General features: G+C 45.6%; 17 protein-coding genes. 7 read left to right on the top strand and 10 right to left on the bottom strand.

The features are described 5' to 3' along the window. Positions 1-120: 120 nt before the first annotated feature. The 8 genes from V3S16_RS14795 to V3S16_RS14760 form a co-directional block, all read right to left on the bottom strand. Entirely contained in the window at positions 121-1,203 is a 1,083-nt protein-coding gene (locus V3S16_RS14795; protein ID WP_413886278.1) for an iron-containing alcohol dehydrogenase family protein, read from the bottom strand. 305 nt (positions 1,204-1,508) lie between these two features. Next, positions 1,509-2,705 carry a DegT/DnrJ/EryC1/StrS family aminotransferase gene (locus tag V3S16_RS14790; protein WP_413886276.1) on the bottom strand — a complete coding sequence of 399 codons (1,197 nt, stop codon included), beginning with the start codon at positions 2,703-2,705 and terminating at the stop codon, positions 1,509-1,511. 50 nt (positions 2,706-2,755) lie between these two features. Further along, complete coding sequence (gene metG, locus V3S16_RS14785; protein ID WP_413886274.1) at positions 2,756-4,678, bottom strand: methionine--tRNA ligase; 1,923 nt, start codon at positions 4,676-4,678, stop codon at positions 2,756-2,758. Positions 4,679-4,689: 11 nt separating this feature from the next. Beyond that, the gene (locus tag V3S16_RS14780; protein ID WP_413886273.1) at positions 4,690-5,490 is read right to left on the bottom strand and encodes a stage 0 sporulation family protein; all 801 of its coding nucleotides are present in this window, start codon (positions 5,488-5,490) and stop codon (positions 4,690-4,692) included. Positions 5,491-5,502: 12 nt separating this feature from the next. Then, on the bottom strand, positions 5,503-6,528 hold the full coding sequence (gene holB, locus V3S16_RS14775; protein ID WP_413886271.1) for a DNA polymerase III subunit delta': 1,026 nt from the start codon (positions 6,526-6,528) through the stop codon (positions 5,503-5,505). Between the two features lie 43 nt (positions 6,529-6,571). After that, positions 6,572-6,847: an HU family DNA-binding protein gene (locus tag V3S16_RS14770; RefSeq protein ID WP_413886269.1), complete on the bottom strand. Its 276-nt coding sequence runs from the start codon at positions 6,845-6,847 to the stop codon at positions 6,572-6,574. Between the two features lie 236 nt (positions 6,848-7,083). Next, positions 7,084-7,611 carry a UpxY family transcription antiterminator gene (locus V3S16_RS14765; RefSeq protein ID WP_413886267.1) on the bottom strand — a complete coding sequence of 176 codons (528 nt, stop codon included), beginning with the start codon at positions 7,609-7,611 and terminating at the stop codon, positions 7,084-7,086. Between the two features lie 11 nt (positions 7,612-7,622). Next, on the bottom strand, positions 7,623-9,923 hold the full coding sequence (locus V3S16_RS14760) for an LPS-assembly protein LptD (RefSeq protein ID WP_413886265.1): 2,301 nt from the start codon (positions 9,921-9,923) through the stop codon (positions 7,623-7,625). A gap of 354 nt (positions 9,924-10,277) precedes the next feature. On the opposite strand from V3S16_RS14760, the gene surE reads away from it, so the two are divergent. The 5 genes from surE (at position 10,278) to V3S16_RS14735 (ending at position 14,385) form a co-directional block, all read left to right on the top strand. Then, positions 10,278-11,057, top strand: coding sequence for a 5'/3'-nucleotidase SurE (gene surE / locus V3S16_RS14755; protein ID WP_413886263.1), 780 nt, complete (start codon positions 10,278-10,280; stop codon positions 11,055-11,057). Positions 11,058-11,246: 189 nt separating this feature from the next. Next, positions 11,247-12,200, top strand: coding sequence for a 3'-5' exoribonuclease YhaM family protein (locus tag V3S16_RS14750; RefSeq protein WP_413886261.1), 954 nt, complete (start codon positions 11,247-11,249; stop codon positions 12,198-12,200). After that, complete coding sequence (gene tmk / locus V3S16_RS14745) at positions 12,200-12,844, top strand: dTMP kinase (RefSeq protein WP_413886259.1); 645 nt, start codon at positions 12,200-12,202, stop codon at positions 12,842-12,844. Before V3S16_RS14750 ends, tmk begins: the two co-directional genes overlap by 1 nt. Before the next feature lie 213 nt (positions 12,845-13,057). After that, positions 13,058-14,050 (top strand): hypothetical protein, encoded by a 993-nt coding sequence (locus V3S16_RS14740; protein ID WP_413886258.1) that lies wholly within the window; start codon positions 13,058-13,060, stop codon positions 14,048-14,050. Positions 14,051-14,196: 146 nt separating this feature from the next. Then, positions 14,197-14,385: a ferredoxin gene (locus V3S16_RS14735; RefSeq protein ID WP_413886256.1), complete on the top strand. Its 189-nt coding sequence runs from the start codon at positions 14,197-14,199 to the stop codon at positions 14,383-14,385. 117 nt (positions 14,386-14,502) lie between these two features. Here the strand turns inward: V3S16_RS14735 and V3S16_RS14730 are convergent, their stop codons facing one another. Both V3S16_RS14730 and V3S16_RS14725 read right to left on the bottom strand, forming a co-directional pair. Continuing rightward, positions 14,503-16,836: a GumC family protein gene (locus V3S16_RS14730; protein WP_413886254.1), complete on the bottom strand. Its 2,334-nt coding sequence runs from the start codon at positions 16,834-16,836 to the stop codon at positions 14,503-14,505. A 487-nt stretch (positions 16,837-17,323) separates the two neighbouring features. Continuing rightward, complete coding sequence (locus tag V3S16_RS14725) at positions 17,324-18,457, bottom strand: polysaccharide biosynthesis/export family protein (protein ID WP_413886252.1); 1,134 nt, start codon at positions 18,455-18,457, stop codon at positions 17,324-17,326. A gap of 350 nt (positions 18,458-18,807) precedes the next feature. On the opposite strand from V3S16_RS14725, the gene V3S16_RS14720 reads away from it, so the two are divergent. Next, positions 18,808-19,083 carry a YgiT-type zinc finger protein gene (locus V3S16_RS14720; RefSeq protein WP_413886250.1) on the top strand — a complete coding sequence of 92 codons (276 nt, stop codon included), beginning with the start codon at positions 18,808-18,810 and terminating at the stop codon, positions 19,081-19,083. A gap of 15 nt (positions 19,084-19,098) precedes the next feature. Then, on the top strand, positions 19,099-19,293 hold a 195-nt coding region (locus V3S16_RS14715), incomplete at its 3' end, for a type I restriction-modification system subunit M N-terminal domain-containing protein (RefSeq protein WP_413886248.1).

The raw sequence follows: 19,293 nt of genomic DNA, 5'->3' as shown, positions 1-19,293 counted from the left end.
TTGATGGCGTCGTAAAAAGTCCCATCTACTACGCCTTTTTATCCCGCCGAGGTTTGGCGGGGGTATATGAACCTTTTTACTTAGCCATCTATAGTTGAATTCGACTTTTTGCGAATTCATCTACATTTGTTGATAAAGTTCCCTGATCCGGTCTCTGGTCATTATTGATTTCCAGCCGTTACCCAGAGCGTTTTCCCACAGCGGCTCAAGTACCAGGGCGACATCAACCATTTTATCCAGCTGGTTGTTTGTCAAATCGGCCGTAATGTTTCCGGGCAGCTTGATGTTATTATTTTCCATCATTTGCCGGAATTCACGAACCCCTTCGGGATAGTATTCTTCAAGGTAGTCAAAAGCAATGCAGTTGCCGATTCCGTGATGAAGTCCCAATACATAGGAAAGACCGTATGAAAGCGCATGGCAGATGCCGACTTGCGAATAGGCAATGCTCATGCCGCCGCAATAGGAGGCCATCATCAATTTGTCGTCGCTGTCCGGCACCATGTCCAAAAAGACTTCGCGGCAAAGACTTAGCGCCTTGTCACCGTATGACTGGCTGAACGTGTTCAGAAAGGTACCGTTTAAAGACTCGACACAGTGGATGTAACAGTCCATACCGGTATAAAAACGCTGATCTAGCGGTGCGCCGGCGATCAATTCAGGGTCGAGTATGATCTGGTCGAAGACGGTGTAGTCGGAATTGATGCCTAATTTTTTTTCAGGCCCGGAAAGAACCGTTGTACGCGATACTTCGGCGCCGGTTCCCGAAAGGGTGGGGATTCCGACGTGATAGACCGCAGCATTTTTAATAAGGTCCCAGCCCTGGTAGTCAGCGGAAGAACCGGGATTGGTGAGCATCAGCGAAACCGCTTTGGCAAGGTCCAGGGTGCTTCCGCCTCCCAGGCCAATGACACCGTCGGGCAAATGGTTGGGGCTGCTTTCCAAACAAAAGGACCTGACCTTGCGGGTCAGTTCGTCGACGTACTCTGTTTTGGGTTCATCGTCCACGTTGACCCCGAGAACAAGATCCCGGTCATGAGCCGGTATCCGCTGGGCCAGCTTGCTTTGCATAAATACGTCATCAATCAGAAAAACCATGGAAGAAGCGGTCTTTTTGCGCTTTTGAAAGAGAATGTCATCAAGCTGGTCGAAGCAGTTGCGGCCGAAAACAACCCGCGAAACCATTTTAAAATTTCGGAACATATGATTATCCTTTTTATTTGGTTCAGGGGTCGAGAAGTTATCTCTTATGGTCGCTTCATGGAAAATCTTTTTTTAAACCGTGTGAACTCGTGTATAAGGGCTCGTAAAAAAGAACAGAGGCTTTTATCACAAAAAACAACAGGTTTGCTTTACGATGGTCAATCATTTGCTATGAAACAATTGCGAGATCCGTCTGTTCTTTCTAACGGATCCCTAATACACTCAAACAGCACACGCTTTAAAAAAAGATCATCCATTCCGCTGACAGATAATACTTAATAAAAACTTACCGACTCCTCATTTAATTATAGGCCTGATTTTTTTATGACAGCAACAATTTTTTCGGTTCGCTGCCTCAGCTCTTCGTCCGTCCAGGAGAGTTTAATCAGCATGGAGATTGTCCGGCGCATAATATCGTCGGACTGGGAAAGTTTGAGCGCTTCATAGTCCGGGTAAGACTCCAACAGTTTAAGCGGCAGCTTTGCCAGAGACTTCAGCTTTTTAAAGTGGTCCCACTGCCGGATATAATGCCAGTTGTTGTCATACCAGTAGAAGCATGCATCTATACCGGCCTGACCAAAGGCAGCGGCTGCTTTCCGGGTTATTGATTCGTCCGGCAGAAAAAATGAAAGAAATGTAGCCGAGTCCCCTTTTTCATCCGGGATCTTTCTGAAAGTAATCTTCGGAAATTGTGCCAGGGCATCCTTGATGATCTTCTTATGCTTGCGCTGTTTATCTAAAATGAAATCGAGTTTATTTAGTTGAGCGACTCCTACGGCGGCATTCAGTTCGCTGATACGAAAGTTTACGCCCAAAACAGGATGACCCTCAAGGCCCCGGTCGCTGCCGATATGGTCATGGCCGTGGTCGGCGTAAGCATCCGCAGCAATATAAAGTTTTTTATCATTGGTTACAACAGCGCCACCTTCACCACAGGTAATGGTTTTAACAGGGTCAAATGAAAAACAACCCATATGACCAAACGTACCGGCCGCCCGGCCTTCAAAAGTGGCGCCCAGCGACTGGCAGGCATCCTCGATCAAAATAAGGTCGTTTTGCTTACAAATAGTACTAATTTCATCGATCCGTGCCATGGACCCGCACATATGTACGGGAATCACGGCCTTAGTCTGAGGTGTTATCACGGTTTTGACGCTTTTAGGATCAAGGCACAATGTTTCGTCTATTTCAGCAAAAACAGGGACCCCGCCGGCATTCAGGACGGCTTCGATGGTTGCTATAAAAGTAAAGGGCGGCACAATGACTTCATCGCCGGCACCAACTCCGCAGGCCGCCAGCGCGATGCTGAGAGCTGCCGTGCCGCTGGAACACAGGTGGCAATGCTCGGCTCCGATACGTTTGGCCAGCTCGAGTTCAAATGCTTTGGCCTTCCAGTGACCTTGACGGGCCTGGTCAAAACCATAGCGGAACAGGACACCGGAGTCCAGAACGTCCCGGACTTCTTTACGCTCCTCGTCACCAAATACTTCAAAACCCGGCATAATGATTCTCCTTTTTATTTTCAATTTATAAATAACGAAAATCTAATTTCCTAACTTAGCTGTGTCCCCGGTTTTACTTTTTTGTCCATCGTTGCAACCGTGCAGCTAAAATCATCTACGGCCGCCAGCAGCATTCCGTTGGACAGGATGCCCATTATTTTGACGGGTTTTAAGTTGGCAGCGACGATGACCTGTTTTCCCACCAGTTCTTCGGGCGTGTAGTGGGCAGAAATGCCGGCCACGATCATGCGTTTTTCTCCAAGATCGACTTCGAGTTTGAGAAGTTTTTTTGCCCGGGGGATCGCTTCAGCTTGAATTACGGTAGCTACCCTAAGGTCAATCTTGTTGAAGGTGTCTATGGAAATCTCAGGCTTTATGGCAGGTGTTTCAGGTCTTGATTCAGATAACTCCTTTGAAGAAAGTTTTTCTTTTTTGAGGTCGATTCTTGGAAAAAGAGTAATTGATTTCGGCAGGTTTGTGCCCGGTGCTATGGTTTTCCAGGATTTGAGGTCATTAAGATAATAAAACGGCTTTTGCGGGTCCATGCCCAGATGCTTTTGCATGGTTGCCGCCGTATCCGGCATTACAGGATAGATGAGGCCGGATATAACCCTGAGGCCCTCTAAGAGATTATAGATAACAACCTCAAGCTGTTTTCTGCTCGATTTTTTCTTTGCAAGCACCCAAGGTGCGGTGACATCGATATATTTGTTCATCCGGCTGATGAATTTCCAGACGGCCCGCAGGGCTTGATGAAAGGCAAACGACTCCATGGCTTCTTCAAAGTCGGCGATGGCCTGGATTGCATGCGGTTCCAAACCAGGCTGCAGCTCCTGTTCAACCACGGCATCAATTTCGGGAACTACTCCGGAAAAGTATTTATGAACCATTACCAGAACCCTACTGAATAAATTGCCTAGATCATTGGCCAGGTCCGTATTAATGCGTTGTATCAGCGCTTCTTCGGAAAAATTGGAGTCCAGCCCAAAAGCCATTTCGCGCATTAAAAAAAACCTGAAGGCATCCAGGCCGTAAATATTTGTTAACTGCAGGGGATCTACAATATTCCCGATACTTTTTGACATCTTGCTTTGATCAACATTCCAGTATCCATGAACATTCAAATGTTTATATACGGGAATGCCGGCGGCTTTGAGCATAATCGGCCAGTAAATGCCATGGGGTTTCAGGATGTCTTTGGCGATAAGGTGCTGGGCAGAGGACCAGAAATTTTTAAATAGTTCCCCGTCAGGGTATCCCAAGGCTGAAATGTAATTTAAAAGGGCGTCGAACCATACGTATGTGACGTAACTGTTATCAAAAGGCAGTGTAATTCCCCACTTGAGGCGAGTTTTGGGCCTGGATATGCAGAGGTCTTCCAGAGGTTCCTTTAAAAAGGACAGAACTTCATTTTTATAACGTTCAGGACGTATAAAGTCTGGATTATTTTTAATATAATCGATCAGCCAATCCTGATAGCGGCTCATTTTAAAGAAATAGTTGGATTCTTTGATAAGTTCAGGAATGGTTTCATGGTCAGGACACTCGGCGTTGACCAGCTCGCGCTCAAGGTAGAAACGCTCGCATCCAAAGCAGTAAAGTCCTTCATATTCGCTGAAATAAATGTCGCCTTGATCATAGATTTTTTGCAGTATCTGTTCTACAACAGCAATATGCGATTTGTCAGTGGTGCGGATAAAATGGTCGTATTTAATGCTGAGATTGGGCCAGAGATCTTCAAAAAGTTTGCTGATTTTGTTGACATAGATCCTGGGACTAAGGTTCTCTTTTTTGGCCGCACGAACGACTTTGTCTCCATGTTCATCCGTCCCGGTTAGAAAAAAAGTTTCTCTGCGGTGCATGGAATGAAATCGGCAGGCAACATCGGCCACAATAGTTGTGAATGCATGCCCGAGATGGGGCCTTGCATTCACATAGTAGATCGGTGTTGTTATATAAAAAGGCTTAGGCATTTTTTCTCTTGCTAATCTTCTTTTACGATTTCATCTAATTCAATTTCAACATCCTGACCGTCGTCTAATCGGATGACAATCCGATGGCAGATGGGATTGTGGCGAATCACTTTCCCTTTTCCGGTTTTGGTTGTTATAGTTTTACCGATTTTGGGTAATTGGGTTCGGAGGGTCTGGTAGGTTTCATACTCAAAGGTCAGGCAGCACATCAGCCGACCACACTGTCCGGAGATTTTTGTGGGGTTTAATGACAGCCCTTGCTCTTTTGCCATTCGAATGGACACCGGGCCGAATTTTTCCATGAATGCCGAGCAGCAAATTTCGCGTCCGCATCTTCCGATACCACCGCACATCTTGGCCTGGTTGCGGATTCCCACCTGTCGCATCTCGATCCTGACCCCCAGCTTTTTAACCAACATTTTAACAAGCTGCCGGAAATCTACACGACCCTCTGATGTGAAAAAAAATGTCAATTTGCCGGCATCAAAGGAGCTTTCGACGGAAAACAGGTTCATTTTAAGGTCAAGTTCTTTAATGCATTCCAGGCAGTAAGTATGGGTCCGTTTTTCGGTCTCAAGATTTTTATCTCTTTGACGAAAATCCGCTTGGCTTGCCAGACGAAATACCTGTTTCAGCGGTTTGCCAGTCTGATTTTCATCAACAGGCACAGGGGGGGCTGCCACAATTCCCAAACCTAGTCCCTGTTCGGTTTCCACAATTACATGGTCACCTCGATGCAGTACAAATGCACCGCTGTCAAAATCGTAAACTTTGCCGGCCGGCTTAAATTTTATTCCGACTACTTTTTTCATATGTTTAGCTGATTAAACGGTTGCCAGCCGCATGACGAGAACTTCCAGCGTCAGCCTTAGATTAGCGTTTATCCGGATATCTCGCTGTGCGGACTGAATGCTGCTTATTTTTGAAAGTAGTGCGGCTGTTGTCATCTTTTGTGATGCTTTCTGAATTTTGCTTTGCAAGTCCCGGTTGATTATTTTATCAGGGCAATATTTGCAGACCACCAGGTCTCTGAAGTAGGATGTAATTACCTCCAGGGATTCCGGCAGCATCTCCTTGTTTTTTGACAGTCTGGCTGCAAATGCCAGCAATGAACCGATTGGTCTTGAAGTTAAAGAATCGATTTCATCAATCAGCCACTTCCTCTGACGTATCCAGTTGGTTCGCTTTTGGGACCCGATCATAAAAAGCGCTTTGGACAAACTACCGCTTGCCATGGTCGTTATAATTGCAGCGTCGTCGGGATGTACCCCCTCCTTTTCGATTAGTATCGTCATGATATTTTTTCGAGTAATCGGGTTGAACCTGATATGCTGGCAGCGTGATACAATTGTAGGGAAAAGATCAGATGGATGCCGGGCAGTCAGTATCAAAATTGTTCGATCCGGAGGTTCCTCCAGTACCTTGAGAAGGGCATTTCCTGCCGCAGGATTCATGGCCTGGGAATCTAAAATTATTACCACACGTAATCGGGCCTCTAAAGGTTTCATGGCAAGCGTGCGGCAAAGAGCACGAATCTGACGAATCCTGATAAAAAGACCGGAAGGTTCAATGATAATGATATCCGGATGGTTACCGGATTGAATTTTCCGGCATGATCTACAGTTGCCGCAGGGATTCGTTTCAGCATGACGATTCTGAGCCGTATGGAAACTATGCCCGCCTTCGCAAAGGTGTTCAGGCTCCGGGTTCAGGCAGTTGCATGCCATGGCAAAAGCCATCGCCGTCAACTGTTTGCCGATCCCATCTATCCCGGAAAAAAGAAGGGCGTGGGGTATGGTCCCATGTCGAAGAAGAGTAGTTAAAAGCTTTATGGGCTTTTGTTGGCCCAAGATCGACTCAAATCGAGGTATAGATTCAAAACTAGGCACTCAATTAACTATCGACGCGTTTTTTCAGTTCTTTCCCCGATTTGAAAAAAGGGAGTTTCTTGGGTTTGATGATAACCTTCTCCCCGGTCTTTGGATTTCTGCCTGTATAGCTTTTATAATCTTTGACGAAAAAGCTGCAAAGACCGCGAATTTCAACGCGCTCTCCCCGAGACATGGCGTCTGCCATGTTATCGAAAAAGATCTGGACCACTTTAGCGGCTTCTGCTTTGGAGATGTTCGCTTCGTTTTTCAGGGTGGAGATAAGCTCCAACTTATTCATAAAACCTCCTTCTTACAATAACATCTGAATTATAAAAGACTTGAAATTAAGTCAACACCAAAATAGTATGTAACTAACTGAATTTATAAAGTCAACGGATATTATAATTTAAATGATAAAATTCCATAATTTTAGCCTACTTCCCCGCTTAATTCGGGATAAATACGCATAAAAATAGATCTGCCTTGCAAGACTAAAAAACCAAGCTCTTTTGAAGATGGCGATTTGGCCCCCGGCTATACCAAAAATTCTGGTAGTATTTCAACATCTTCCTCATCCACTTCCACTCCGGCGTATTGCCCGAGGGCTTCAATAATGACCACAACTCGGTCTTTGCCTTTGTATCGAACAAAAGTTCCGGTTACGCCTGCAAAGGGGCCGGATACCACCAGCACAATGTTCCCTTTTCTAAAACGGGTTCCGGTTGAGACCGGATGATTCGTCTGGACCATAATCTGCAAAGATTCCACCGTGTCCAGAGGTACTGAAATAGGGCCGTCTTTGTTGCCGATTAAACGAACGGCGCCGACCGTTTTCACAATTTCAATATGCTCATTGGGGCTAAGATCGGTTTTCACAAACAGGTAGCCGGGGAAAAGCGGCACCCTGATCATAGCTTTACGATCGCGGCGTTTACTTCGGACCTTAATTTTCGGGAGAAAAACCTCTATGGATTTTTTAAAGAGGCCTTCGTGGACTACATTTTCGAACCTGCTTTTGGTGTGCAGCACATACCAGAAATATGTTAGTTTTTCTATTGTCATTTGATTTTGATTTACTTTGATAAATAAGGGCTTTCAAGTCTGCGTCCCATTATACTGTGGGCAAATTCTCCAATCCCGTAAAGGCTGATGACAAACATATAAGAGCGGTCATTACCCTCATGGGTGTAATTTGCTTCCAGTGCCCAGCACTGTGGCTTGTACAGGAACCCAAAATTCTTTCTAATATCCTTTGCAGTATGTCGATTACGTTCGTAATCGGCGAATACCGAGAGTTTGTCCGATATTACCACGTTCAGATCATAAAACATCGAATCGCTTGAGCTGTGTCTGTAGCGGCGTTCGACAAACAAACTGTCCCCGCGCTTATCCCATATATTCCCGGCAACATTATAAGCTGCCCAGAAACTGTTGTACTGGGACCGGGTGGCATCGACATGCATGGCATAATAACTGTCCGGGGTAATATCGATTTCCCCGAATATTGCAGAAAAAGGCTGTTTTTTATCCTTATCCTCTTTGGCTTCATTGATGTCATAACTTTGCGAAAGACTGAAACGTAAGAACTGATTATAAGAATAATCGGGCGGGCGGTCATTTTCAATCTCAAGAAACTGCCTATCATTGCCGGCTTCAGGAAGTTTCTGGCTATTTTCATCTTCATTAAGCTGCCGGCCATTGCCGGCTTCTGGAAGCATGCCTTCTTCTTTTTTTTGAATTAGAGATTTTGAAGTCAACGTGTTTGTAAGCGAATACGAGAGCACTCTCTGTTTGCCAATACGATCACCACTGGGAAAGTCGCTCTGATCTTTATGAGGTATATAAGTATATACGATCTGGGGCCTCACCGCATGCTTGATTTTGTCGATATTTTTTCCTATCCCGCTGTATATTTTATAGATGTCCGAAGATAGATCTACCTTGAAATCATACATTTCTCTGAACAGGTTTTCTTCTTTTGTCGGGCCTCTGTATTCGTATTTATCAAAATGGTACATGGTCTCCCTAAGTCCCAAGGAGGGCTCGATGCTAAAATAGTTTTTAAACTTGTATGGCAGATAGAATCTTGGATAGACCTCCGCCCGGTGGTCTCTTTGGCCGTCTTCACTGTATGAGTATCTGTATTGAGAAGCAAGATCATAATAAAAAGAGGATGTTAGGATCTGCTGTTTGGATGCATTAAATCCGACATAAGGCAGCTGCTGCTGGGTTGTGTCCGTATCCCTCTGGCGCCTGTTGATGACATTATCGTACCAGTGCAGCCCACCGTTTAGGCTGTACTGAGACCAGCTTCGATTCAAATTGAGCCTATTGGCCCTGACGGCATCGTTATAAGCATCAAGTTCTCTGCCAAAGGTTTTAAGAAAATATTCATTGGTTTCTTCAAACCCCGTATAACCGTATTTAAATTCTTTAAGGTAATCTTGATCGCTCACAAAGTCTATATCAAGTTTGGCAGAGAATGCAAAGGGCAATAGCGTATCATGCTTCATTCTGAACCAGTAACGGTCGGAATTGGGGCGCGGGGAACTATCACCGAAATAACCCCAATCAGCATCCGCTATGGGGTCGCCGCCATCGACCTTGCGGTCATTCAAATAATCGTACATGATGGTTCCTTTTGAATTTTCGTCCAGAATATAACGGTATTCCAGGCCGATTTTATCTCCGCGACGACCCATATGGTGCAGATAGAAAGTCGCATCTTTGCTGTCGTCTATGACCAGGAAAAAAGGTTGGTTATATTCTTCCCATCTTCGATCTGAATATCCGATTTGGGGCGGCAGCAGACCGGTCTGGCGCTTTTGCTTGACCGGGAACATCAGCCAGGGCGAATACAACACGGGTACATTCCGGGCCCACAGCGTTGCGTTTGTGGCATAACCATATCCTTCTATGGTGACTTTAACATTTTTTCCCGTAATCTTCCAGGCCGGCCGGTCGCCGTCACATGTTGTCAAGCAACCTTTCTCGGCGGTATATGAATCCGGTCCTGTTTTTTGGATCTTGTCGCCGCGTATATAGTAATGGTTGGCTTTAAGAAATATAGTTCCATTATAAACCGTTCCGGTCTCGGTCTCAAGATCCATTTCCATTCTGTTACCGATTAAAACATCGTCGCCCACGGTCATAATCACATGGCCGACAGCCACTACCTTACTGGTTTTTTGATCGAAACGTACAAAGTCAGCCGTAAGGCTTTTGCCATTTTTGGTTATGGCTACATTGCCTTTGGCAATATATTGATCCAATTTTTTATCGTAGCTTATTTCGTCGGCATTAATATGCCACGGTTGATTGGGGTCATCTTTTACCGATTGAAAACCTGGATTTGACAAGACATAGCCGGGCATTACAACCAAAAGGAATAAAATAATAATAAAATATCGTGTAACGGTGTTATGGAGATTACCAAACTGTAAATCAACTGAACTTGTTCCGGGGCCGAGCCTAAAATAGCAAAAGGGCATATGATATAGTTTCCGTTCCACTTAGCGAATAACAGCTTGAATACGATTAAAATATTAAGTATAAAACTATTTAATTGGAAAATGTCAAGATGTACTTGGGGCAATATTTCCTTTCAAAAGATTGTAAGTTAATGTATTGAATAATTTTCGCAGACAATCACTTTTATTTTCAAAAAGTTAACAGGTCACTTTTTTTGTTTATTAACCGGCTATTTAAATAAACGCAATCAGAGTATTATGACAAAGAATATACTTTTGACCAACGATGACGGTATATATGCGGAAGGCCTGTGGGCGCTTTATAAAAGATTTACGCCGCGGCACGCGGTAACCGTAGTAGCCCCTGACAGAGAGCGGAGTGCCGTGGGGCATGGCATAACCCTGTATCAGCCGCTTCGAAAGACAAAGATTTATGTCAGTGACGGGCTGTGGGGATATGCTGTTAGTGGAACACCGGTCGACTGTATCAAAATGGGACTGATAAAAATACTTGATAAAAGACCGGATCTGGTGATTTCAGGGATCAATCTGGGGGCCAACGTAGGGATTAATATCAACTATTCCGGCACCGTTGCTGCTGCCAGGGAAGCGGCCATATACAAAGTGCCGGCAATTGCTGTCTCGGTAAAGGGAAACGAACTTATGGATTACGATGAAGCCGCTAGTTTTATCGCACAGCTGGCCGAAAATGTGTTTAAAAACGGGCTGCCTTTTGGAACTATTCTTAATGTAAATATTCCTGATATGCCCATGGAAGAAATCGCCGGCATCCGCATAAACAGACAGGCCATCGAGGAGTATACCGAATATTTAGAGAAAAGGGTCGATCCCCGCAACCGCACGTATTATTGGCACGGACACGTTCCTCAAACTTCTTTTGATAATCCCGATTTCGATGCGGTCGCCCTGGATAAAAATTATATCTCCATTACTCCGATTAAGTGCGATATGACAGATTACAGCCTGCTGGAGGAATTAAAAGGGTGGGAAATAGGCAAGAAGAAGACCCAAGCTTGAGACAAAGCAGGCTAAATTATGGATTGTTGAACTCGTAAAAGGTCGAATGCATCTAGTGTTTAGTGTTTTGTGTTTGTTTGAACTATATGCTGATATACCAGCGTACTAGATTACTAAACACAAAATACAAAACACTCTTGTAAAAAGGTCGCTTTTATAACTTTTTAGGAGACAATCAAGGATTACGGCATGAAAAAACAATTTATAAATGATCTCAAGCCCGGGGATTTTGTTGATGATATTTTTGTGTTATCACAGAAAGCCGTTGCCCAGAAAAAAGATGGAAACAACTATTTAAATGTGGCCCTCTCTGATAAAACCGGTAGCATTAAAGGCGTGGTATGGGACAATGTAGATCGCATCGCTGCCGGTCCGGCCTCCGGTGATGTTGTACGTATCCAGGCCAGTGTTAATGAATACAAAGGTATCGCCCAACTTGTCATCAAAAATATGGAGGCATGTTCTGCTGAAGATTTTGATCCGTCAGAGTTTTTGCCGACTACCCGGCGTAATATCGACAGCATGCTCCAGCGTCTCCTAAAAGTTACGGCTTCTTTTAAAGACGGTTACTTAAAAGCGCTTTTAGATGCGTTTTGGGATGACAAGGAGTTTGTCCGCCAATTCAAAACCGCACCGGCGGCTAAAAAGATGCACCATGCTTATATCGGCGGTCTTTTGGAACACACCTTGTCAATGGCAACTTTGGCAGACAATATTGCCGGACATTACAGCGGCATTGACAAGGATTTGCTGATAGCCGGCGCCATCCTTCATGACATCGGCAAAACAAGGGAATTGGAATATGAACTCAAGATAGACTATTCCGACGAAGGCCGCTTCTTAGGTCATATCGTTATTGGTCTGGAGATGATCGAAGAGAAACTGTCGAAAATCGAGGATTTTCCGCAAGAGCAGAAGCTTTTACTCAAACACATGATTGTAAGCCACCATGGAACCCAAGAATTCGGTTCACCCGAGCCGCCCAAAACAATCGAGGCTGTTTTGCTCAATTATATTGACGAGATGGACTCCAAGGTTAAGGGTATTCGTGATTTCATCGCTTCAGAAGATTCAAATGAGACCTGGACATCCTTTCACAGATTGTTAGGCCGTCATTTTTATGTGGGGAAAAGGGATAAATAATGTTTATCACGCTTGAGGGCATTGAGGGCTCGGGCAAAACGACCCAGGTAAGACATATTGTAGAGTTTCTTCAAAGTAAGGGGCATGCATGTGTGGCTACCAGGGAACCCGGGGGAACCAGGATCGGAAAGCAGATACGGGCGCTTCTGCTCGATCCTGAGAGCAGCGATATGGACCCCATGACGGAACTCCTTTTGTATACCGCTGATCGCGCCCAGCATGTTAAACAATTCGTTCTTCCTTTACTGTCGGCAGGTAAGACTGTGCTGTGCGACCGTTATTACGACGCTACCGTTGTTTATCAAGGTTATGCCAGGGGGCTCGATATCGGGTTAATCCGCGGTTTACACAAACTGATATTAAAAGACTTAAAACCTGATATAACCATCCTGCTTGATCTTCCTCCAGATGAGGGCCTTGCCCGTGCCTGGAAACAGATTAACAGCGGTACCAGAACCGGTATTGAAAGTCGGTTTGAAAAAGAGACCCTAGCATTTCACGAAAAGGTAAGATCAGGCTATCTTGAGCTTGCACGCCTGGAGCCGGAGAGATTTAGGGTGATAGATGCATCCAAGAGTGAAAGTCAGGTTCGGAAGGAGATTTTAGGCATATTATCTTCTGAGCTAAACCTGACGGCGTCGTAAAAAGTCTCATCTACTGCGCTTGTCCGCCTCAGGCGGGTTGTAGTATTTTTGCAGACATTAGGCATACTACATGTATGGCCTCGTTCCTGAAAAAATACTACGCCTTTTTATCCCGCCGAAGTTTGGCGGGGGTATATGAACCTTTTTACTATTGGAATTTTCATTTGACGACTACGCGATTTGCGGATTTGCCGAAGACGAGGCCGTGGAAAAATGAAACCGATATATTTTCCGTTTACATATGTGTCCGGGCCGGCAGCTGCGGCCCTTTCAGCCTGTTTTAAACAGACGGTTGTTTATCAACCGTCAAGGCACAACATACCGGCTGAGATTCAAATGTGGGCTGATAGCGGTATAATTGACCTAAGGGTGCCGATTGCCGGCGATGAAAATAAATTAGAGGCAATTTTGAAAGATTATAACGCTTGGGCTAACCAGCATCAGGGAAGTACCTTGGACTTTTTTAAAGCCTGGGGCGGTAAAATCCCCTTTTTTGATGAAACTTTTTCATCACAAATCCGAGCTGAAATCAAAAAGAAAAGCAGTCCCGACCGATCGCAAAAAGAAGACGAAGATATTTTCAGGGACAGGTTATTTCTTCACATGGCCCAGGAATTCGATTTGCAAAACAATGGCTTGAACCAGGATCTGAAATTGTTTGATGCCATGGAGCAAGATCTCATGAAGAATCTTAAAGGTGAAGATGAGTCTTTGCATCTGGAAACGGCTGGAAAAGAAAAATTTCCATTTGATGATCCTGGTCTTTATATGGCGGCAGAGCGGCTGAAAGCCTGGGCCAAACTTATGCAACACGATCGTGAAACGTCAGGATTGTTTATTACCACCAGCCGGTCTGTTTTGGATGAATTGATCGACAAAACGCCAGAAATAGAAATGGTAATAGACTTTGATTCGATACCGATGCATGCAAGCCGGGATGAAAAGGTTGAAAAATGGCAGGATGGCTTTCTTACAAGCCTTAATACATTACAGACTAGTACCTGGCCCGTATCAACGGACGGTATGTTTGAGGCGCCGGCGGTAAGCGGAGGCGATGAGAACGTTGCGATTAAACTCTATATAGTCGCCGGGGAAACACCTTATGATTTTTTCCCCCGCTGTGTTGGTGATAACTCGTTGCAGGCCGGACTTGAGACCGAAAGAGTGAGATTAAAAAATACGCTCATCGGTATTGTCGAGCTATAAAATCCTTTTGCAATTTAATAGTATAAAAAAATACAAGAAGGCTTGACTCCCTGTATCAATTGGTATAAGGAATTTTTCCGATAACGGCATTAAGGTGGATGATAAGCCACCGCGGCTTAATTTTTATAAAAAAGGAGGCTCTTTAAATGGCTTTTGTTCCTACAGTTGATGAAGAAAAGTGTGAAGGCTGTGAAGAATGTGTTGATGTCTGCCCGGTTGAAGTATTTGAAATGGAAAACGATAAATCGGTCCCGGTTAATGCGGATGAGTGCCTGGGTTGTGAAAGTTGTGTTGAAGTCTGTGAGCCTGGCGCAATTACAGTTGAAGAAATCTAATCAGTTCAAGGGTATGTTCCCTGGCTCTTCGTCATTGCAGGAGCCGGGGAACAACATGCTGTTTCGCCCCGCCCAAGATTATATTCCACCCCCAAAAATAAACCCTAATAACTTTTTTCAATTCCCCACAGCCGAAGATTCCCTGTCCGCCTGAGAGCGGACTGCAGGGAGTTTCGATTTTTGGGGTCTAGCATCTGCATCATTGGCGCTCTTTGTTTTTTTCTTGCGACTCGACTTTTTCTCCTGATAGCCTTCATCTCCATAGTAGTAATAATACTGATAATAATAGTAACTGCCCCGGTCCATACTGACCCCGTTTAACACTACGCCCAGCAGTTTGGCGCCCACAGCCCTAAGCTGCTCCAGCCCGGTTTTGGCCATATCCCTGACCGTTCTGTTGGCACGTACAACCAAAACCACACCGTCTGAAAGTTTTCCCAGCAAGGTCGCGTCGGTGACCGCCGTAATCGGCGGGGTATCGATAATAATACGGGTAAAATTTTTACGCAGCACTTCGATCAGTTCCTCCATGCGCTTTGAACCCAGGATTTCAGAAGGATTGGGCGGGATGGGACCTGATGGTATCACATGCAGGTTGGGTATCGAAGTATTGAAAACCGTCAGTTTTAAATCGGTTTTTTCGACCAGAAGGTTGGTCATCCCTCGATTACGGGAAATGCCGAATAGCTTATGCACCCTGGGCCGCCGCATGTCACAGTCCAGCAAAACGACTTTGTTGCCGGACTGGGCCATGGTAATGGCCAGGTTAGACGATGTGATGGTCTTGCCCTCCTGGGGACCGGCGCTGGTAACCATAATCACTTGCGGTTCGGATTCGGCCGACGAAAAGAGTATGCCGGTCCGGATTCCCCGGTAGGCTTCACTGGCCGTTGATTTAGGCGAGTTCAGGACCACCATCTCCGGCGGGACATCTTCGTCCTGGTTGTCGTTTGGGGCAATGACCGGTACCGGCCCCAAATACGGAATATTTAAATATCGTTTAATGTCTTCGGGATCTTTGATGGTATTGTCAAGATATTCAAGAAAGAAGGCCAGTCCCAGGCCGGCGGCCAGACCGAAGAGGACCGCCATTAAAATATTGCGTCGCTTGCGCGGTTTGACAGGACTTTTGGAGACTTCGGCCCGGTCAAGAATCCGGATGTTGCCGGTTTTCATACTCTCGGTCAGTGAGGTCTCTTTAAAGCGGTTGATCAACAGTTGATACATCTGCCGGGCACTTTCGACTTCCCGCTGCAAAACGCCGTATTCAATCGCCTTTTGGTTCAGATCGAGAGATTCTTTTCTCTGTTTGGCCAGGGCCGCTTTCATGGACTCTTCCCGGGCCCGGGCCACCTGGTATTCATTGTTCAGCGAGTTGACTACCCGCTTGACCTCGTAACCTTTTCTTTTCTGGAGCGTTTTAAGTTCGGCCCGGATAGCCACCATCTGGGGGTGTTTCTGTCCGTATTTCTTGGAAAGTTCGGATGTGCGTTTGTAAAGCTCCACTTCCATGGACTTGATCTGCTGGATCAGATTGTTGTTGAGCACTTCGGGAATCGAGTCGAGCATATCGGGCGTTCCCTTCAACGCCAGGGCCTGTTTGTAGCGTGTCTCGGCCTCTACACGCACCGACTCGGCTTCCACTATCTGCGTATTAAGATGGGCCAGCTTCTGAGCCGTAATCTTTTCAACATCGCTGGTAAAATCAGTAACGATACTGTGCCTGGTTTTATAGGCCAGCAGCGCCTGCTCGGCTTTTTCAACCTTTTGCCGTTCTGCCACAATCCGGGTGTGAAGCCAGCGAACCGCGCCTTTGACCGCCTTGAGTTTGGTATCTAAATTCTGTTCAATATAGGCTTGGGCCAGGGTGTTGGTAATCTTGGCGGCCAGTACCGGATCTTTGGCTTCAAAGCCCACATCCACCAGACGGCTGTTGCGAATTGGTTTGACCTCTATTCTACTGATAAAAGCGGATACCAGATTGTAATCCGAATCATATTCTTTCAGAGCCTGGGGACTGCTGACTTCACGGGTTCGCAACAGGGCAACCACGGCCTTTTTAAAGGCGGCCGCGGTCTTTTGCACCGAACGTTTTAAGTTGGCCAGAAAATTGTCCCGGGGTTTGGGGACAAATTCTTCATTTTTGTCCAGATTTAGACGCTTGATGACCGCCCGGGCAACGTTGCGGCTTTCGATGATTTTGTACTGGGTCTGGTAATAGTCGGTTCCCGAGGCGTCCACGGCCATAACTTCCTGAATCGACATTACGTTGGGATTTTCTTTGTCGATGATCAGACGGGTGGTAGCCTGATAGATGGGTGTGGCGGTGTAGGTATGGATCGTGACGCTGACCACGATAATTGCAAATACGGTAATGATGGACCAGCGGCGTTTTAAAATAACCCGCAGATAATCCCGGAGGTCTATTTGTTCAATTATTGGTTGATCCATTCTTTTTAACTTGCAATGCCCCGCAGATTGTCAAAGGTCTCGCGTAGATCCCGTCAGATGCCTTTGCAAAACGCCACTTTTTTTGAGAGTATTTTGTATTTTCAGCCGTTGTAAGTAATTCAGCCGTCGTAGCTAAAGCTACTTTGGCGAAGTCGGCAGCTGCTTGGGCCAAGTCTGACGGTGTTTAGTATTTGGCTATTTAACGAACTGGTATATCAGTATATATTCGACGCAAAACACTAAGTACTAGCAGACTTCGCCCAAGTAGCTACGACGGCTGAAAACACCAAATATCGGATGAATTCGATTTTTTACGAATTCATCAATACTGATATTCAAATATTGTGCCAGAGAACCCGCCCGGCGGTAATAACTGAATAATATATTGATATTAATAGGTTAAATAATATATTTGGTAGGCGGAATAGAAAAGGAGAAACTTAGATCATGTCAATCCATAACGGGTGGGTGTCATTTTTTTGTCGAATTAGAAAAAACTTTCGGGGACTACTATCACATCGTTGGGCTGAATGATGACATCCTGTATTTTTTTGCCGGCATCGGTAATGGCGTCTACGTTAACGGTGATGATCTTTTCAACGCCCGCTTCTACCCGGATAATCCTGGTGCGGTTGCGTGCCGCAATGGGTGTGAACCCTCCGGCCCTGCTGATGGCTTCCACCAGGGTGATTTCCCTGTCTGTAAGGGCAAATGATCCCGGCTCTCTTACCTGGCCGATGATATAAAAATGCTCGGCCGCGGGGATGAACAGAACATCCTTGTCCTGCATATAAAGGTTCGCTATCTGATCGCCGTCTTCCAAAAGCCCCTTCAGGTCGATGTTGATGACTATCTTACTCTCCTGGGGCGTATCCGGGTTCTGTGTGCGAATGATCAGGCCTTTTTTGCCGGCACTGCCACTGCTTTTACCGGAAATCCCTGTGCGCCGCCAGAGGCCGCCGGCTTTGGAAAGAGCATCCAGAACCCGCTCGCGGGCCCGCAGTGCATAACTGCCCGGGTTGTTGACGGTTCCCAGAACTAAAACCCGCTTGCTTCTATAATCGGCCACCATAACCGAAACGTGGGCGTCCAGCAGGAATTGCTCCCGGGCCAGCTTGTTTGCGATCAGCTTTCCGATTTCTGCCGTCGTCAGTTTGTCGACCTTTAGCCGTCCGATCAAGGGAAAGGTGATAAAGCCGTCGGCTGAAACCTGCAAGGCCTTTCTGGAAAGATCCTCTTCTTCGTAGATCATAATATTGAGGACATCATATCCCCCTACCCGGTAATTTTTGGAAACCCGGGCCGAGGTTTCAGGATACTTTTCAAGATACTCGGTCACCGAAAGCTGGGGGGTCTTATCGATGACATTGCTGAGCTTGCTATCGACCTTTTTGGCTGCCGATGATTTCCGGATTTTCTCTAAGGCGGTACGCTCGGATTTCTTTAGATCTTTATAAGCGTCCGCTTTAACGATTTCAACCTTAACAACATCGCCTGTGGTAACGCAGGCCGCTACAGTACAGACTGCTACTGCAACTATTATTAAACCCCAGCGTTTTGCGGCTGCGACGCAATCAGCAATTGCAGATTTTAGGTAAAACGACAATGGTAAATTATACATAATTCAGACCTCATCATTCATCAGATAAAAATGACCGTAGACCTTTATATACTGCGGAATTGCAAAAAAATTGGACATCCGGTCGGTCTGGGTTAGGAGGTTCAGGGTTCAGCGTTCAGGCCTCCGGCTCGTAGAGGCACGATCCTACGCCTCGGAGAGGTTAATCGCTTCGCGTTTTTTTCTATACCATTGATTCCATAGGGGTAATTAAATGAGGAATCAACCTCTGAACCTTTGAACATTGAACCTTTGAACCCAACTATTTGATTAGAAATGGAGCGTTTTGTACAAAATTTTCCCCGTAATCTTTCATTATTTACGAGGTCTGAATTATGTCTTTTGGTTGACTTATGATTAAAATTAAATCCATTAAGGTGGACAAAGTGACATTATTCGAAAAGTGCCCCATCTGTGGCGGTGAAATCGTCGAGAAGGAAGTGGAAAAAGTGCTCAAAGGGGGATCAAATACCGCTATCATGAGAGTAATGGCAGAGGTATGCCATCATTGCGGAGAGCGCTTGTATACACCCGAGACGGTTTTCCGTTTTGATGATATCCGAAAAAAACTCTCTGAAGAAAATGTAAGCGAATTCGAACCCATTGGAAAAACATACCAAGTCGCCTAATCTGGAGCTAAAAAAATGTCCGATATAGTTGGTAAACTCTGGGGATTCTGCCACACGTTGCGGCATGACGGGATCGATTGCGGCGATTACATCGAGCAGTTGACCTATCTTTTGTTCCTCAAGATGATCGAGGAAAAAGGTGCAGAAATCCCTTCCGAATATTCATGGACTGTTTTAAGGGAAAAGTCGGGCACCGACCTTACGGAACAT

The organism is Candidatus Desulfatibia sp. (assembly GCF_036446775.1).
Taxonomy (GTDB): domain Bacteria; phylum Desulfobacterota; class Desulfobacteria; order Desulfobacterales; family UBA11574; genus Desulfatibia_A.
Note: the sequence above shows the minus strand (reverse complement) of the source record. Positions and strands in the feature narration are given on the sequence as shown.

Bases quoted from the DNA above. Each gene is read 5' to 3' on its own strand.
- surE (WP_413886263.1), top strand. From the start codon at position 10,278: ATGACAAAGAATATACTTTTGACCAACGATGACGGTATATATGCGGAA.
- V3S16_RS14750 (WP_413886261.1), top strand. From the start codon at position 11,247: ATGAAAAAACAATTTATAAATGATCTCAAGCCCGGGGATTTTGTTGAT.
- V3S16_RS14725 (WP_413886252.1), bottom strand. From the start codon at position 18,457: ATGTATAATTTACCATTGTCGTTTTACCTAAAATCTGCAATTGCTGAT.
- V3S16_RS14790 (WP_413886276.1), bottom strand. From the start codon at position 2,705: ATGCCGGGTTTTGAAGTATTTGGTGACGAGGAGCGTAAAGAAGTCCGG.
- V3S16_RS14720 (WP_413886250.1), top strand. From the start codon at position 18,808: ATGATTAAAATTAAATCCATTAAGGTGGACAAAGTGACATTATTCGAA.
- V3S16_RS14740 (WP_413886258.1), top strand. From the start codon at position 13,058: ATGAAACCGATATATTTTCCGTTTACATATGTGTCCGGGCCGGCAGCT.
- V3S16_RS14730 (WP_413886254.1), bottom strand. From the start codon at position 16,836: ATGGATCAACCAATAATTGAACAAATAGACCTCCGGGATTATCTGCGG.
- tmk (WP_413886259.1), top strand. From the start codon at position 12,200: ATGTTTATCACGCTTGAGGGCATTGAGGGCTCGGGCAAAACGACCCAG.
- metG (WP_413886274.1), bottom strand. From the start codon at position 4,678: ATGCCTAAGCCTTTTTATATAACAACACCGATCTACTATGTGAATGCA.
- V3S16_RS14735 (WP_413886256.1), top strand. From the start codon at position 14,197: ATGGCTTTTGTTCCTACAGTTGATGAAGAAAAGTGTGAAGGCTGTGAA.
- V3S16_RS14795 (WP_413886278.1), bottom strand. From the start codon at position 1,203: ATGTTCCGAAATTTTAAAATGGTTTCGCGGGTTGTTTTCGGCCGCAAC.
- V3S16_RS14770 (WP_413886269.1), bottom strand. From the start codon at position 6,847: ATGAATAAGTTGGAGCTTATCTCCACCCTGAAAAACGAAGCGAACATC.
- V3S16_RS14765 (WP_413886267.1), bottom strand. From the start codon at position 7,611: ATGACAATAGAAAAACTAACATATTTCTGGTATGTGCTGCACACCAAA.
- V3S16_RS14780 (WP_413886273.1), bottom strand. From the start codon at position 5,490: ATGAAAAAAGTAGTCGGAATAAAATTTAAGCCGGCCGGCAAAGTTTAC.
- V3S16_RS14760 (WP_413886265.1), bottom strand. From the start codon at position 9,923: ATGCCCGGCTATGTCTTGTCAAATCCAGGTTTTCAATCGGTAAAAGAT.